Annotated in this window: 12 protein-coding genes; 6 read left to right on the forward strand and 6 right to left on the reverse strand. The window is 67.7% G+C overall.

Annotated features, from left to right (window positions below):
• Nucleotides 1-34: 34 nt before the first annotated feature.
• Nucleotides 35-1,357: a carbohydrate ABC transporter permease gene (locus tag LQ566_RS11175; RefSeq protein WP_231091781.1), complete on the forward strand. Its 1,323-nt coding sequence runs from the start codon at nucleotides 35-37 to the stop codon at nucleotides 1,355-1,357.
• Nucleotides 1,357-2,328, forward strand: coding sequence for a carbohydrate ABC transporter permease (locus LQ566_RS11180; RefSeq protein WP_231091782.1), 972 nt, complete (start codon nucleotides 1,357-1,359; stop codon nucleotides 2,326-2,328). Before LQ566_RS11175 ends, LQ566_RS11180 begins: the two co-directional genes overlap by 1 nt.
• Nucleotides 2,329-2,417: 89 nt before the next feature.
• On the opposite strand, the gene LQ566_RS11185 is transcribed toward LQ566_RS11180, so the two are convergent.
• Nucleotides 2,418-3,002, reverse strand: a complete 585-nt coding sequence (locus LQ566_RS11185; protein ID WP_231091885.1) for a nitroreductase family protein — start codon at nucleotides 3,000-3,002, stop codon at nucleotides 2,418-2,420.
• Nucleotides 3,003-3,464: 462 nt separating this feature from the next.
• Between LQ566_RS11185 and LQ566_RS11190 the strand changes: the two genes are divergently transcribed.
• Together LQ566_RS11190 and LQ566_RS11195 are read left to right on the forward strand one after the other, a co-directional pair.
• Nucleotides 3,465-4,694, forward strand: a complete 1,230-nt coding sequence (locus tag LQ566_RS11190; protein ID WP_231091886.1) for a multidrug effflux MFS transporter — start codon at nucleotides 3,465-3,467, stop codon at nucleotides 4,692-4,694.
• Between the two features lie 107 nt (nucleotides 4,695-4,801).
• Nucleotides 4,802-5,407, forward strand: coding sequence for a GNAT family N-acetyltransferase (locus LQ566_RS11195; protein ID WP_231091783.1), 606 nt, complete (start codon nucleotides 4,802-4,804; stop codon nucleotides 5,405-5,407).
• Nucleotides 5,408-5,492: 85 nt separating this feature from the next.
• Here LQ566_RS11195 and cydC read toward each other — a convergent pair whose 3' ends face one another.
• The 5 genes from cydC to LQ566_RS11220 all read right to left on the reverse strand — a co-directional run bounded on the left by cydC (nucleotide 5,493) and on the right by LQ566_RS11220 (nucleotide 12,529).
• A complete protein-coding gene (gene cydC / locus LQ566_RS11200) occupies nucleotides 5,493-7,166 on the reverse strand; it encodes a thiol reductant ABC exporter subunit CydC (protein ID WP_231091784.1) in 1,674 nt (557 codons plus the stop codon).
• A gap of 356 nt (nucleotides 7,167-7,522) precedes the next feature.
• Nucleotides 7,523-9,274, reverse strand: a complete 1,752-nt coding sequence (cydD, locus tag LQ566_RS11205) for a thiol reductant ABC exporter subunit CydD (RefSeq protein WP_231091785.1) — start codon at nucleotides 9,272-9,274, stop codon at nucleotides 7,523-7,525.
• Nucleotides 9,275-9,287: 13 nt separating this feature from the next.
• The gene (gene cydB, locus LQ566_RS11210; RefSeq protein WP_231091786.1) at nucleotides 9,288-10,298 is read right to left on the reverse strand and encodes a cytochrome d ubiquinol oxidase subunit II; all 1,011 of its coding nucleotides are present in this window, start codon (nucleotides 10,296-10,298) and stop codon (nucleotides 9,288-9,290) included.
• A gap of 9 nt (nucleotides 10,299-10,307) precedes the next feature.
• Complete coding sequence (locus LQ566_RS11215; RefSeq protein ID WP_231091787.1) at nucleotides 10,308-11,717, reverse strand: cytochrome ubiquinol oxidase subunit I; 1,410 nt, start codon at nucleotides 11,715-11,717, stop codon at nucleotides 10,308-10,310.
• A gap of 176 nt (nucleotides 11,718-11,893) precedes the next feature.
• Nucleotides 11,894-12,529: an ArsR family transcriptional regulator gene (locus LQ566_RS11220; RefSeq protein ID WP_231091788.1), complete on the reverse strand. Its 636-nt coding sequence runs from the start codon at nucleotides 12,527-12,529 to the stop codon at nucleotides 11,894-11,896.
• 51 nt (nucleotides 12,530-12,580) lie between these two features.
• Here LQ566_RS11220 and LQ566_RS11225 point away from each other — a divergent pair, with 51 nt between their 5' ends.
• Both LQ566_RS11225 and LQ566_RS11230 read left to right on the forward strand, forming a co-directional pair.
• Nucleotides 12,581-13,252, forward strand: coding sequence for an NADPH-dependent F420 reductase (locus LQ566_RS11225; RefSeq protein ID WP_231091789.1), 672 nt, complete (start codon nucleotides 12,581-12,583; stop codon nucleotides 13,250-13,252).
• A complete protein-coding gene (locus LQ566_RS11230) occupies nucleotides 13,245-13,997 on the forward strand; it encodes a phosphotransferase (protein ID WP_231091790.1) in 753 nt (250 codons plus the stop codon). Before LQ566_RS11225 ends, LQ566_RS11230 begins: the two co-directional genes overlap by 8 nt.
• Nucleotides 13,998-14,039 lie beyond the last annotated feature (42 nt).

Below are 14,039 nucleotides of genomic sequence, written 5' to 3' on the forward strand. Positions count from 1 at the left end.
ACCGAGTGCACCGCAGCACTCAGAAGGGGTCTCCATGTCCCAGCAGACCGCCGTCAGTCCGCCGACGACGACGCACGGGACCGACGCGAAGGGGCGCGCGCTCACCCGCACCCTCGTCGTCATCGGTTTCGCCGTCATCGTTGCGCTCTTCCTGCTGCTGATCTTCAGCGCACCCGTGGAGGATCCCCAGCGGATCTCCCTCGGCTTCTCGCTCAACCAGCTGTTCGTCTGGATGGGCGGGCTCCACCCGCTCCTGCAGATCCCGATCATCCTCGTGATCTTCGGCGTGGTGGTCGCGATCGTGCTCGTGCTGATCGAGTTCGCCCCTCGTCCCGGGCGGGGCTACCTGGTCATGCGTCTGATCGCCTGCCTCGCGATCCCCGTGCTCGGCTTCATGCTCCTGCGCCCGTACTCGAACGCGGTGCTCTACGTCGTCGCGATCGCCCTGCTCGCCGGGGCGCTGCTGTTCTTCGCCGACTACCGCTCGCGTCAGGGCGCCGGCTACCTGTTCCAGCTGATCCTCTTCATGACGCCGGCCGCGCTGATGCTGGTGCTCGGCCTCATCTACCCGGCCATCTCGACGTTCTTCAAGTCGTTCTTCGACAAGAAGGGCGACTCCTTCGTCGGGTTCGACAACTACGTCTGGGTCTTCACGAACTCGGCCGGGTGGGTCTCGGTGGTCAACACCCTGATCTGGGCCGTGCTCGCTCCCACCATCTCGGTGGTCATCGGACTGGCCTACGCCGTCTTCATCGACCGTGCCCGCGGCGAGAAGGTGCTGAAGGTCCTGGTGTTCATGCCCGTCGCCATCTCCTTCGTGGGTGCGGGCATCATCTGGAAGTTCATGTACGACTACCGCCAGGGCGACCAGCTCGGTCTGCTCAACGCGATCGTGACGATGTTCGGCGGGGACCCGGTGAACTGGCTGGCGGTCAAGCCTCTGGTCAATACCCTGATGCTGCTCATCGTCTTCATCTGGACGCAGACCGGCTTCGCGATGGTCATCCTGTCCGCCGCCATCAAGGCCGTTCCGACCGAGCAGCTGGAGGCCGCTCAGCTGGACGGCACGAACGCATGGCAGCGTTTCACCAACGTGACCGTCCCCGGTATCCGCTCGTCGCTGATCGTGGTGCTCACCACAGTGACGATCGCCTCGCTGAAGGTGTACGACATCGTGGCCGTGATGACCGGCGGACGAGACGACACCACCGTGCTGGGCTTCGAGATGGTCAACCAGCAGCAGCGCTTCCAGAGCTACGGACACTCGTCGGCGCTGGCCGTGGTGCTGTTCCTGTTCGTGCTGCCGTTGATCATCTACAACGCCCGATCCATGCGCAAGCAGAGGGAGATCCGCTGATGAGTGCCACGCAGGCCGTCACCACGGCAGACAACCGGACCAAGCGTCAGGTCGCTCGCGACACTCGCCGCAACGAGGCGATCGCCCAGAAGAAGCTGACGTCCAAGGGCGCCACCATCGCGGCGATCATCATCGCGATCTTCTGGACGATCCCGACCTTCGGTCTGTTCGTCACCTCGTTCCGCCCCGGTGCGGACACGCAGTCCACGGGTTGGTGGACCGTGTTCACGAACCCGGAGTTCACGCTGCAGAACTACGTCGAAGCGCTGACCGCCGGTGGAACGTCCACCACCCTCGCCTCCGCCTTCGTCAACTCGCTGGCGATCACGATCCCCGCGACCGTGTTCCCGATCGTCATCGCGTCACTGGCGGCGTATGCGTTCGCGTGGATCGATTTCAAGGGCCGCAACCTGCTGTTCGTGTTCGTGTTCGCGCTGCAGATCGTCCCGCTCCAGATGGCCCTGGTTCCGCTCTTGAGCCTGTTCTCGGAGGGCCTCACGCTCAACGGCGTGCAGATCTTCCCCGGCTTCGGCCTCAACGACGTGAACTACTCCTTCGCCCGCGTCTGGATCGCGCACGCGATCTTCGCGCTGCCGCTGGCGACGTTCATGCTCCACAACTTCATTTCGGAGATTCCGGGTGAAGTGGTCGAGGCGGCGCGGGTCGACGGCGCCGGTCACGGTCAGGTGTTCTTCCGGATCATCCTGCCGCTGGCCATGCCGGCGATCGCCTCGTTCGGCATCTTCCAGTTCCTCTGGGTCTGGAACGATCTGCTGGTCGCGACGATCTTCGCATCGCCGGGTGCTCTGCCGATCACCCAGGCGCTGAACTCGCTGTCGGGGACCTGGGGCAACCGGTGGTTCCTGCAGTCCGCGGGAACGTTCATCTCGATCATCGTTCCGCTGATCGTGTTCTTCGCGCTGCAGCGCTTCTTCGTCCGCGGCCTCCTGGCCGGTGCGACGAAGGGCTGACCGCCCTCTGGTACGACGATGCCCGCTGAGCCTCGGCTCGGCGGGCATCGTCGTTGCGGCGCATGACCTCAGTCGTGCACGACCGGAACTCAGTCGTTGACGACCAGGGTGTCAGCGATCGGGCGCCGCTCGCGCGGGGCGTTCTCGCGCTGCTGCAGCTCTTCGGAAGCCTGGCGGATGTCGCCGAGCTCGCCGACGGCCATAACGGAGATCGGCGTGAAATCGTCGCTCAGATCGAACGCGGCGGAGATGGCCGCGCGGTCGAATCCGCCCATTTGGTGGGTGGACAGGCCGTTGGCGTGCGCCTGCACGGTGAAGTGCGCGGCGGCCTGGCCGGTGTCGTACAGGGCCCACGTCATGGGCTGGCCGTCGCGGGTGGTCTCCGCGACGAACACGACGAGCAGGGCGGCATCGCCGGCCCAGGCGCTGTTGAAGCCGGCGAGGGTACCGAGCACCTTCGCGTGGGCTTCGGACCCGCGACGGGCCACGATCACCCGCCACGGCTGCGTGTTGGCGGCCGTGGGTGCCCAGCGTGCGGCTTCGAGTGCGCTGGCGAGGGCCTCCTCGTCGATCGTCGAGGTGGCGTCGAAGATGCGCGTGCTCCAGCGCTCGGCGAGGACGTCGAGGATCGGGGCGTCGGTGACCGCGGTGCGGCCGAGGGCGGGGGTGCTCATGAAGATGAGGCCTTTCGGATCGATGGTTTCTGTCATCGGACCTCATCGTCCGTCTGCGAGGTACCAACGATCCATGCCCTCAAATGTATTCCCGGATCGTCGCTGTTCATTCCGCACTGAGGTGGCGGGCCGTGGGAGACGGGCGGTCGGCCGGCGCTCTCGTGTTGGACGCCCCCGCGGGGTAGAGTGGAGGGGCCGCTCCTGAATCGATTCGATTCTCTCGATTCGTCCGGCGTCCCTCCGCGGATCACCTCGTGATCCGCGTTCCGTATTCTGCCGACGAAAGCCCCCGTGACACCTGACACCGCCCCTGTCCCCGGCCCCTCCGACTCCGAGCTGCGCGAGGGTGAGACCCGCACGCCCACCGGCTCCATTCGCACGCTGACCGGCTCGATCCGCCTGCCGTCCTCGCCGACGGCGGCCATCCGCACGCTGGGTTCGAATCCGGCTACCGCCCCGATCATGCTGCACCCGGGCGATGCCATCTCCGCTCGACGCCGTGTGCTGTACGTGATCCTCCTCGGAGCCCTCACCGCGCTCGGGCCGTTCACGGTGGACCTCTACCTTCCCGCGTTCGTGCAGCTGGAGCGCGAGTTCAGCGCCCCGGCCACGGCGATCCAGCTCACCCTGACGGGCACGATGCTCGGCTTCGGAGTCGGTCAGCTGATCGTGGGGCCGCTGAGCGACAAGGTGGGGCGACGGGTTCCGCTGCTCGTGGTCACCGCCCTGCATGTGGCGGCGTCGGTGTTTGCGGTGTTCGCACCGTCGCTGGTGGCGCTGGGCATCTCCCGCGTGGTGATGGGCATGGGTGCCGCGGCCGGTGGTGTCGTGGCCATGGCGATGGTGCGTGATCTCTTCGGTGGCCGTCGCCTCGTCATCATGCTGTCCCGCCTTGCTCTGGTCTCCGGAGTCGCTCCCGTGATTGCACCGCTGATCGGGTCGGCGTTGCTCACGGTGATGCCGTGGCGGGGGATCTTCGTGTTCCTCGCAGCCTATGGCGTGCTGATGTTCCTCTGCTCCATCTTCTTCCTGCCCGAGACTCTGCCCCCGGCCCGTCGACAGGGGAAGGGCTCCAGCACGCTCTGGCAGCGCTACGCGAGCGTGTTCAGCGACCGGGTGTTCGTCGGAGTCCTGATCATCGGGGCGATGACGTTCAGCGGACTGTTCTCCTACCTGTCCGCGTCCAGCTTCCTCTTCCAGCAGACCTACGGCTTCGAGCCTCTCCAGTACGGCATGCTGTTCGCCGCCAACTCGGTCGGGCTCGTGATCGGAAACCAGATCGCGGCACGACTGGCTGCCCGCATCGGTCCGCAGTGGGTGCTGGCCGGCTCCACCATCGCGATGCTGCTCGGCGGGTTCGGCATCGTCGTATGCGACATGCTGAACCTCGGCATGTGGGGGACGATCGTTCCGCTGTTCTTCTTCATGTCCGCGTGCGGCTTCACGTTTCCGTGCGTGCAGGTGCTCGCGCTCGATCGTCACGGCAAGGCGGCCGGTACGGCGGCGAGCGTTCTGGGAATGTCGAACAACGTCGTCGCTGCGCTGGTGTCGCCGCTGGTCGGTCTGATCTCCGCCGACGCCGGAATCACGCCGACCACGATGGCGGCGGTGATGGTGGGATGTGCCGTGATCGGGATCCTCGCGCTGTGGTTCGTCGTGCGCCCCCGTACGGTGGCCATGCTGACGCCGTGACGCCGACCGCCCTGCCCTCGCCCGGGAATCCGCCGGCGATCACGCCGTCCAGGAATCGCGCCACCGGCAGATCACGCTGACCCGGCCTGTCCTGGAAGGATGAGAACATGACTGCTCCTCGCACCATTCGCCCGTATCGCGCTTCGGACCGCTCCGCGGTGTCGGACATCTGCGTGAAGACGGGCGACTCGGGGGCCAATGCGGAAGGGCTGTTCCGCCACGATTCCCTGCTCGGTGACATCTACGCCGTTCCCTATGTCGAGCGTCACCCGGATCTCGCGTTCGTCATCGACGACGGCGCGGGGCGGGCGATCGGCTACGTGATCGCGACCGACGATACCGAGGCGTTCAACCGCTGGTTCCACGATGAGTGGTGGCCGTCGGTGCGCGACACCTATGCGGGTGATGAGGCGGCGGAGCGCGATGCCGCGATGCTGGCCGGCGCCGAGCGCGTGGGAACGGTGCCGATCGAGTACGCCGCGGAGTATCCGGCCCACCTGCACATCGACATCCTTCCCGAGGGACAGGGCGGCGGCCTCGGGCGCGGTCTGATCGAGGCGATGGAGGCGGAGCTGCGGCGCCGCGGTGTCCGTGGGCTCCATTTCGTCGCGTCCTCGCGCAATGAGAACGCCCTCGGCTTCTACGACCGCCTGGGCTTCACCCGCCTGCCGTCTGCGCCGGGCTCCCAGGCCTTCGGCCGCCGATTCGACTGAGATCGAGAGCCCGCGGCGCGGCCCGATACGGAGGGCCGGCTCGGGTGCGTTTGCGCTGCTCGCGCAGCGCCCGGGCGGCATCCGATCACGCCGGAATCAGCCGGCCGTCTTCCAGTCGCAGCGTGCGGTCGATGAGCTCGTCGGGGACCGTGACATGGGAGATGAGCACGACGGCTCGCTCACGTTCGACGTTCGTCGCGCCGAGGAGGTCCCTCAGCAGGGCATCGGACATGGCGGGGTCCACTCCGGCGGTCGGCTCATCCAGGACCAGCACGTCCACGTCGTGAAGCAGCGCGCGGGCCAGGGCGAGTCGCTGTGCCTGGCCGCCGGAGACGAGGGCGCCGCGCTCACCGACCCGCGCATCCAGCCCACCGCGCTGGCGCAGCCACTCGTCCAGGCCCACGCGCTTGAGCACCGCTTCGAGTTCCGCGTCGGTCGCGTCGGGGCGCGCGAAGAGCAGGTTCTGACGGATGTCCTCGTCGAAGAGGTGCGGCTGCTGCTCGCTCATGCCGATGGTGCGGCGAATCGTCGCACCGGCGATGTGGTGCACGTCCTGGCCGTTCAGGGTGAAGTCGCCGCGGGCCTCCAGGAAGCGCACCAGGACGTGGGCGAGCGTCGACTTTCCCGCGCCGCTCGGCCCGGTGACCAGCACGCGCTCGCCTGGGGCGACATCCAGATCGACACCGCGCAGCACGTCGCGACCGGTGCCGTCGGGCCACCCGGCCCGTACATCACGAAGCCGTACGCCGGCGCCGATCGTGACGCGTGCCTCGGGATCTTCCGGCAGGTCCGGAGCGAGTTCTGCCGGCAGCTCGGCGGGCAGCAATGAGGCGATGCGCCCGGCTGCCGAGTGCACGCGGCGCCAGGACGACGCCGCCAGGGGCACCGTGGCGAAGGTCTCGAAGACCACCATCGGAACCAGCGCCACCACCGCTAGCCATGCACCCGACGCGGGGTCGGTGATGGTCGGGGCCGTCACGGCGACGGCAGCCAGCGAGGCGATTCCCGCCAGCGCGGACAGGACGGCGGAGGAGGCGCCCTGCGCGCTGGTCGTGCGCGTGACCAGCCGTCGCAGCGATCGGTCGGCGGCGAGAACCTCCGCGCGCGCCCTCTCCTCCGCGCCGAATGCGATCAGCACGTCGAAGCTGCCGATGTAGTCGGTGAGCGCGCTGGTGAGGCGGGCACGGGCAGGCGCGATCTGGCGTTCCGCCCGCGAGCCGGCGAGCCATCCCCAGCCCACGGCGGCGACGGCGGCCGCGATCAGGCAGAGCGCCAACGTGAGGCCCGCTGCGGGACGGATGATCGAGATCGCGACCACCGAGCCGATCGCAGTGAGCGATCCGATCACCACGGGCTGGACGACGCGCAGCGGCAGGTTCTGCAGCTCCTCGACGTCGTCGACCAGCGTCGACAGCACCGAGCCGCGGTCGGTACGCGAGATGCCGTCCGGTGCGAGCGGGACGAGCCGGCGCATCAGGTCCGAGCGCGTGGCCGCCAGTTGCCGGAGGGCACCGTCGTGCCCGGTCAGACGTTCCAGGTAGCGGAACACGGCACGGGACACGGCGAAGAACCGCACACCCACGATAGCCACGTTGAGGGTGACCAGGGTGTCTGTCACAGAGGCGCTGACGATCAGCCATCCGCTGCATGCGAGCAGCGCCACCGCTGCCGCAGCCGATGCCAGCCCCCACAGCACACCCGGCAGGAAGCGGCGGAGCGGTGGCTGGGCGACGCGGAGCACATCACGTGTCGTGGTCATCGTGGGACCTCCGCCTTCGCGGGCCGGGCTCGGCTGGTGCTCGCGCTCGTCGTGATATCTCGGGATTGACGGGTGAGTCTGCCGGTGCTCCGGGTCATCGTGGCACCTCCGCCCCCGCCTCCACATCCGCTTCCGCCTTCGCGGGCTCGGCTGGTGTTCGCGTTCATCGTGATATCTCGGGATTCACGGGTGGTTCTGCTGGTGCTCCGGGTCATCGTGGCACCTCCGCCTTCGCGGGCTGGGCTCGGCTGGTGCTCGCGTTCATCGTGATATCTCCGCATTCACGGGCGTGCCCGCTGACATTCGCGTTCATCGCGGTCCCTCCGCGTGCACGTGGGCTCCGCTCGTGTCCCCGTTCATCGCGACACCTCGGCATCCGCGTCCATCTCCGCACGTCGCGAGCCATCGAGCTCGATGGACTGATCCGCGATGGCCTCCGCGGAGGCGCGGTGGGAGACGAGCAGGATCGTCGCACCGGCATCTGCCACGGCGCGCAGTCCGTGCCACAGGCGGGCCTCGGTGTCGGCATCCAGCGCCGAGGAGGGTTCATCCAGGGCCACGACGCGGGCGTGGCCGCGGCCGAATCGGTAGAGGGCACGGGCCACGGCGACGCGTTGCGCCTGTCCGCCGGAGAGACCGGCACCCTGCACGCCGAGGGGCAGATCGGGGTCGAGTTCGTCCGCGCAGGCGGTCCGCAGAGCCCATGCCATCGTCTCGTCGTCCCGGTCGTCGCCCAGCGTGATGTTCTCTGCGATCGTGCCGGCGACGAGCCCCGGACGCTGGCCCGCCCAGGCGAGCCACGCGGTGGGGTGCAGGTCCACGATGTCCGTGCCGTCGACGGTGATGGATCCCTCGTAAGGGGCGGCGGTGCGCAGTGCGGCCAGCAGACTCGACTTGCCGGCCCCGGACGGGCCATGCAGGAGGGTGAGCGTGCCGGGGTCCGCCGTGAACGATACCGGCGGGAGGAGCCCGTCCCGGTCGACACGGACGTCGTGGAGCTCGAGCCGGGCGCCTGCGGTTGCGTCGCGTCTGGCAGGACCGTCGTGGGGTTTCACCCCGGAACCGGCGGTGGCGCCGGGCATGGCGGGGGCGCTCTGCGGTTCGGACGTGGCGGGCATGTCGTGTGCATCGGATCGTGCTGCCTGATCCAGCACGGCGAACACGTCGTTCGCTGCTGCCACGCCCTCGGTTGCGGCATGGAACTGCACGCCCACCTGGCGCAGCGGGAGGAACGTGTCGGGCGCGAGCAGCAGCACGAACAGTCCGACCGCGAGGGTCATCTCGCCGCCGAGGAGGCGCAACCCGATCGAGACCGCGATGATGGCCACCGAGATCGATGCGATGAACTCGAGCATGAAGCCGCTGAGGAACGTGATCCGCAGCACCTTCATCGTCTCGCGGCGGTACCCGTCGGAGATGGCACCCATGGACGCGACGGCTTTGCGCTCGCGACCGAAGAGCCGGAGGGTTCCCAGACCCTCGACCGTGTCGGCGAAACGGGCCGCGAGGTGCTGCAGGGTGTCCCACTGCTTGCGTTGCACCGCCTGGGTGGCCCAGCCGATCAGGATCATGAAGATCGGGATGAGGGGCAGGCAGAGGGTGGCGGTGAGCCCGCTCACCCAGTCCTGCCACCAGATGACCGCCAGCAGAATCGGCGTGACGATCGCCGTGGCGATGAGCTGGGGGAGGAAGCGGCCCACGTAAACGTCGAGGGCTTCGAGGCCGTGGCCGGCGGTGACGGTCAGACGCGCCGTGTTCTGCCGTGCGAGCCACGCGGGCCCGAGCCGCCGGATGGCCGACAGCATGGCCGTGCGCAGCTCGGAGCCGATGCGGGAGCTGGCCCCGGCCGCCGTCCGCTCGGCTGCCCAGACGAGCAGGGCCCGCACGAGAACGACGGCGCCGAGCAGCGCGAGGTTCTGCCAGAGAGCCGGAGTCACCCCATGGTCGACGACGCCGGTGATGGCCGAGGTGAGAAACCAGGCGAAGCCGAGGGTGCACAGGGCCTGGGCGAAGGAGATGACGCCGGCGAGCGCGAGGAACCCGCGACTGCTGCGCGCGTAGCGCAGCAGTCGCGGGTCCACGGGTCCCCGGCGGGGTGAGTCCGTCATCGGCGCACCGGCATCAGTGCGCTGCCGCCGCTTCGATGGACGCGCGGGTCACGCGCTTGCGGAACACCCAGTAGGTCCAGCCCTGGTACAGCAGCACGAGAGGCAGGAAGATCAGCGCAGCCCAGCTCATGATCTGCAGCGTGTACGGCGAGGACGACGCGTTCTGGATCGTGAGGCTGTTCGTCAGCGGATCGACCGTGGAGGGGAGCACGTTCGGGAACAGGGACGCGAACAGGGCGATCACCGCGAGCGCGATGGTGGCGGCGCCGAACGCGAAGGCCCAGCCTTCGCGGCCGCGCAGGTTCATCACCACGGAGGCGATGAGCGAAACGGCGGCGGCCGCAGACAGCACGAGCCCGGCGATCGAGAAGTGGGCGATGACCGTCCACACCAGGAATGCTGCCGCGACGACGATCGAGATGAGCCCGGCCCGCGTGGCCAGCTTCTGGGCGCTGGTGCGCAGCTGCCCGTCCGTCTTCAGCGCCACGAAGGTGACCCCGTGGGTGAAGAACAGCAGCAGCGTGGTGAGGCCGCCGAGCAGAGCGTACGGGTTCAGCAGGGTGAACAGCGTGCCGGTGAAGTTGTGATCCGCATCCAGCGGCACGCCCTGCACGATGTTGGCGAATGCGACGCCCCAGAGGAGCGCGGGGACCGCCGAGCCGACCACGATCATCGTGTCGAAGCCGCGCTTCCACTTCGCGCTGTCGCGCTGGTGACGGTACTCGAACGAGACGCCGCGCAGGATGAGCGCGAGCAGGATGAGCAGCAGCGCGAGATAGAACCCGCTGAACAGGGACGCGTACCACTCCGGGAAAGACGCGAACAGGCACGCGCCCGCCACGATCACCCAGGTCTCATTGAGGTCCCACACCGGGCCGATCGTGTTGATCACCTGGCGGCGCGAGACGTCGTCCTTGCCGAGGAACGGGAGGGACATGCCCACGCCGAAGTCGAACCCGTCGAGGACGAAGTAGCCCACGAACAGCGCGGCGACGATCCAGAACCACAGAGTCTGAAGATCCATGATGACCCCTTAGTAGACGACCGACGCGAGGGGCTTGTCGTCGACCGGTTGCTCCGAGTCGTCGATGCCCGCCTTTGCGGCCTTGATGATGAGTCCGAATTCGACCACCGCGAGTGCGGCGTAGATGGCGGTGAAGGCGATCAGCGAGATCAGCACCTCCACGCCGGTGACGTTCGGGGACACGCCGTCCTGCGTTGTCATGAGGCCGAAGACCAGCCACGGCTGGCGTCCCATCTCCGTGAACACCCATCCGACCAACGAGGCCAGCAGCGACAGGGGAGCGGCGAAGATCGCGACGTTCCACATCCACTTCTTGACCGGTCCTGCCTTCTTGCGGGTGATCCAGAGACCCACGACGGCGACCAGTGCGTGTGCCAGGCCGAGGCCGATCATCCAGCGGAAGGCCCAGTAGGTGACCCAGAGGATCGGGCTGAAGTCGGTGAGGCCGGTGTCGGCGAAGCGCACGCCGTACTCGGCGTTGAGGTCGCGGATACCCTCCACGCAGCCGTCGAAGGTGTGCGTGGACAGGAAACTCAGCAGGTACGGGACTCGCACGGAGAACAGTTCGCTGGAGCCATCAGGCGTGCCGAGCGTGAAGATCGAGAAGGAGGCGTTGGCGCCGCAGGCACTGTTGAACAGCGCCTCAGCCGCGGCCATCTTCATCGGCTGCGTCTCCACCATCACCAGGCCCAGCTGGTCGCCCGTGAGGACCGTTCCGGCCACCGCGACGAGCATGCCCCACAGCCCGAACTTGAGACTGGAACGGAAGGCTGCGGTGTGGTTTCCGTGCTTCAGGTGATAGGCGGATACCGCGATGACGATGCCGGCCGCGAACATGAAGGCGGCAAAGATCGTGTGCGGGAACGCGGTGAGGGCGACCGGGTTGGTGAGCAGCGCGCCAAAGTCGACCAGCTCTGCGCGGCCCGTCGTCTCATTGAGCTCGTATCCCACCGGGTTCTGCATGAACGCGTTGGCCGCGATGATGAAGTACGCCGAGAGGATCGATCCGACGGCGGTCGCCCAGATCGTGAGCAGATGGATCTTCGCGGGCAGCTTGTTCCAGCCGAAGATCCAGAGGCCGATGAAGGTCGCTTCGAAGAAGAACGCCAGCAGCCCCTCGAATGCGAGCGGTGCGCCGAAGACATCGCCTACGAAGCGCGAGTAATCCGACCAGTTCATACCGAACTGGAACTCCTGCACGATGCCGGTGACCACGCCCATCGCGAAGTTGATGAGGAAGATCTTGCCGAACAGACGCGTCAGGTGAAGCCACTTCACATCCGCCGTGCGCACCCAGATGGTCTGGAAGATCGAGACGACGACCACCATTCCGATCGTGAAAGGCACGAAGAGGTAGTGGTAGACGGTCGTGAGACCGAATTGCCAGCGCGCCAGCGCCAGCGGATCGAGCAGTTCCATGGGAACGACCTCCGTGTCGTGCGCGGGCGTGTCTTACCCACGCTCTTCGACCACGATAGGCAGTCTTTCAAACGGGATTCTCAGCTTGGGGCCGTGAATAACCGAAGCGGGCCGGATTTCGGGATAAACGATTCCAAGGATCAGGAAAACCCCTGATCGGGTTGTCTATTCGATTCTCAGGAATCGGTGGGTGCTGCGACGTCCGCGGGGGCGCGCAGTAGCTGGATCACACAGTCGCCGGGGTTGCAGGCCGGGTGCATGCCCTCGACGGCGAGCGGGCCCCCGGCTTCTGCCAGGACGCTCTGGATCAGTGACATGTGCACTCCGCAGCGGGCGGCGGAGAGAGCATCGGACGCGTGCAGACACGGGGTGAGGTCGACGGTGAGGTGGGCTTCATCGACGATCGGATCGAACCCGCTGTCCTCCAGGTGCTCCGTGATGGCATCGAGCTGGTGCAGTTCCTGCGTGCTCAGGCCCTCGGGAATGGTCTCGGGCATGACGCGGCGCATCAGGTCGCCGTGCTCTGCAGCCTGACGTGCCTTCTCCCGGATGATGGGGCTGGAAGCGCCGCGCTGTCCGGTCGCCGCGCGGTAGAGGGTGCGGGGGCGACCGCGCGTGGTGCGGTGCTCGGCCTCGGCCAGGACGAAGCCGCTCTCCATGAGGCGCTGCAGATGCTCGCGCACCGTGTTGGGATGCAGCCCGGTGGCGCTGGTGAGATCGTCGATGGTGCGATCGGCGCCTTCGAGGAGCATCGCCAGGATGCGAACGCGCGATTCGCTGGAGATCGGGCTGTAGCCATGGGGTGTGGCCATGACCCCAGCATGACAGACGAAGATGAGAAACAGGCCGATAATCTCGATTCCATGAGCGAACCCGCATGCTCCGGCATGGCCCTCGGCGTGATCGGTGCTGGGCGGCTCGGGCTCGCGGTGGCGCGACTCGCGCTCGGGGCCGGCATGACGGTACGCGTTGCAGGCTCCGGCGCTCCGGTGCGGACGCGTCAGGTGGTTGCGATGTTCGCACCCGGCGCGGAGACCGTGGCTGCCGAAGACCTGGTCGACGTCGGCACGGTCGTGCTGGCGATGCCGCTGAGCGCGATCGACGACCTCGATCCGGGGATGCTGGAGGGGTCGGTGGTGATCGATGCCATGAACTACTGGCCCGAGACGGACGGTATGCGGCCCGAGTTCGACGATCCGACGCGTCCGACGAGCACCCTGGTCGCCGCGCGGCTCGCCGGGGCTCAGGTGGTGAAGGCGCTGAACCACGTGGCGTTTCGCGATCTCGAGGCCGGTGCGAAGCCGGTCGGCTCGCCCTACCGGATCGGAATCGGCATCGCGGGCAGCGGCGAGGCGCTCGAGAGGGTGGCCGTTGTCGTGCGGTGCCTGGGCTTCGATCCGGTTCCGGTGGGCTCGCTGGCGGAGAGCGGGGTGCTCGAACCGCGCGGTCCTGTCTTCGGGGCTGCGGTTCCGGCGGAGCAGCTGCGGGCGCGCATCGATGCTGCGCAGGGGCGCATAGCATCGGGGGATGGCTGAGCTTGAGATTCCGCTCGCGGGAGGAAACGCCACCGCTGAGGTCGTCAGGGTCGGCGACACGGTGCGCAAGCCCGTGACCCACTCGAGCGCCGCGGTCACGGACTTCATGTCCGCGATGCTCGCGGCCGGGATCGATATCCCGCGTCCTCTTGGCACCGACGAGTCCGGCCGGCTGATGCTGGAATTCGTCCCCGGGGCGATGGCCGAGGACCACGAACCCGACCTCGATCAGCTGGAGGCCATCGGCGGGCTCATCCGCAGGATCCACGATGCGGCGCTCACGTACGTACCCGAACCTGGGGCCGTCTGGGAGGCGGTCATCCCCCCGCCGGGGGAGCCGGAGCTCATCTGCCACAACGACCTGACGCCATGGAACCTGGTGCTCGGCGAGCGGATGGTCTTCATCGACTGGGACGGTGCGGGGCCGAGCACGCGCGCGTGGGATCTCGCATATTCGGCGCAGGCGTTCGCTGGGTTGCATGCGGACGCGGACGAGGCCATCGGCGCTCGGCGTCTCTCGGCGATCGTCGACGGTTACGACCCAGATGACGGGCTCCGTCGCGAGCTGCCCGCGCTGCTCGCGGTCCGCGCTCAGGCGATGCACGACATGTTGGCCGATGCGTATCGACACGACCGAATGCCCTGGGCTCGCGTGTACGAGGAGGGCCACGGCGCGTTCTGGGCCGCGGCGGCGGAGTGGATCCGTCAGCGTGAGGACGTCTGGCGCGACGCGCTCTGCCGCTGATCACGGTGGGGTGTGAGCCGGGGATGTGGTGGTGGTCACGGT

The sequence above is a fragment of the Microbacterium nymphoidis genome, from assembly GCF_021044885.1.
Taxonomy (GTDB): domain Bacteria; phylum Actinomycetota; class Actinomycetes; order Actinomycetales; family Microbacteriaceae; genus Microbacterium; species Microbacterium nymphoidis.

Excerpts from the sequence above, each read along its gene's own strand:
- LQ566_RS11175 (WP_231091781.1), top strand. The coding sequence starts at position 35 with ATGTCCCAGCAGACCGCCGTCAGTCCGCCGACGACGACGCACGGGACC.
- LQ566_RS11180 (WP_231091782.1), top strand. The coding sequence starts at position 1,357 with ATGAGTGCCACGCAGGCCGTCACCACGGCAGACAACCGGACCAAGCGT.
- LQ566_RS11185 (WP_231091885.1), bottom strand. The coding sequence starts at position 3,002 with ATGAGCACCCCCGCCCTCGGCCGCACCGCGGTCACCGACGCCCCGATC.
- LQ566_RS11190 (WP_231091886.1), top strand. The coding sequence starts at position 3,465 with ATGCTGCACCCGGGCGATGCCATCTCCGCTCGACGCCGTGTGCTGTAC.
- LQ566_RS11195 (WP_231091783.1), top strand. The coding sequence starts at position 4,802 with ATGACTGCTCCTCGCACCATTCGCCCGTATCGCGCTTCGGACCGCTCC.
- cydC (WP_231091784.1), bottom strand. The coding sequence starts at position 7,166 with ATGACCACGACACGTGATGTGCTCCGCGTCGCCCAGCCACCGCTCCGC.
- cydD (WP_231091785.1), bottom strand. The coding sequence starts at position 9,274 with ATGACGGACTCACCCCGCCGGGGACCCGTGGACCCGCGACTGCTGCGC.
- cydB (WP_231091786.1), bottom strand. The coding sequence starts at position 10,298 with ATGGATCTTCAGACTCTGTGGTTCTGGATCGTCGCCGCGCTGTTCGTG.
- LQ566_RS11215 (WP_231091787.1), bottom strand. The coding sequence starts at position 11,717 with ATGGAACTGCTCGATCCGCTGGCGCTGGCGCGCTGGCAATTCGGTCTC.
- LQ566_RS11220 (WP_231091788.1), bottom strand. The coding sequence starts at position 12,529 with ATGGCCACACCCCATGGCTACAGCCCGATCTCCAGCGAATCGCGCGTT.
- LQ566_RS11225 (WP_231091789.1), top strand. The coding sequence starts at position 12,581 with ATGAGCGAACCCGCATGCTCCGGCATGGCCCTCGGCGTGATCGGTGCT.
- LQ566_RS11230 (WP_231091790.1), top strand. The coding sequence starts at position 13,245 with ATGGCTGAGCTTGAGATTCCGCTCGCGGGAGGAAACGCCACCGCTGAG.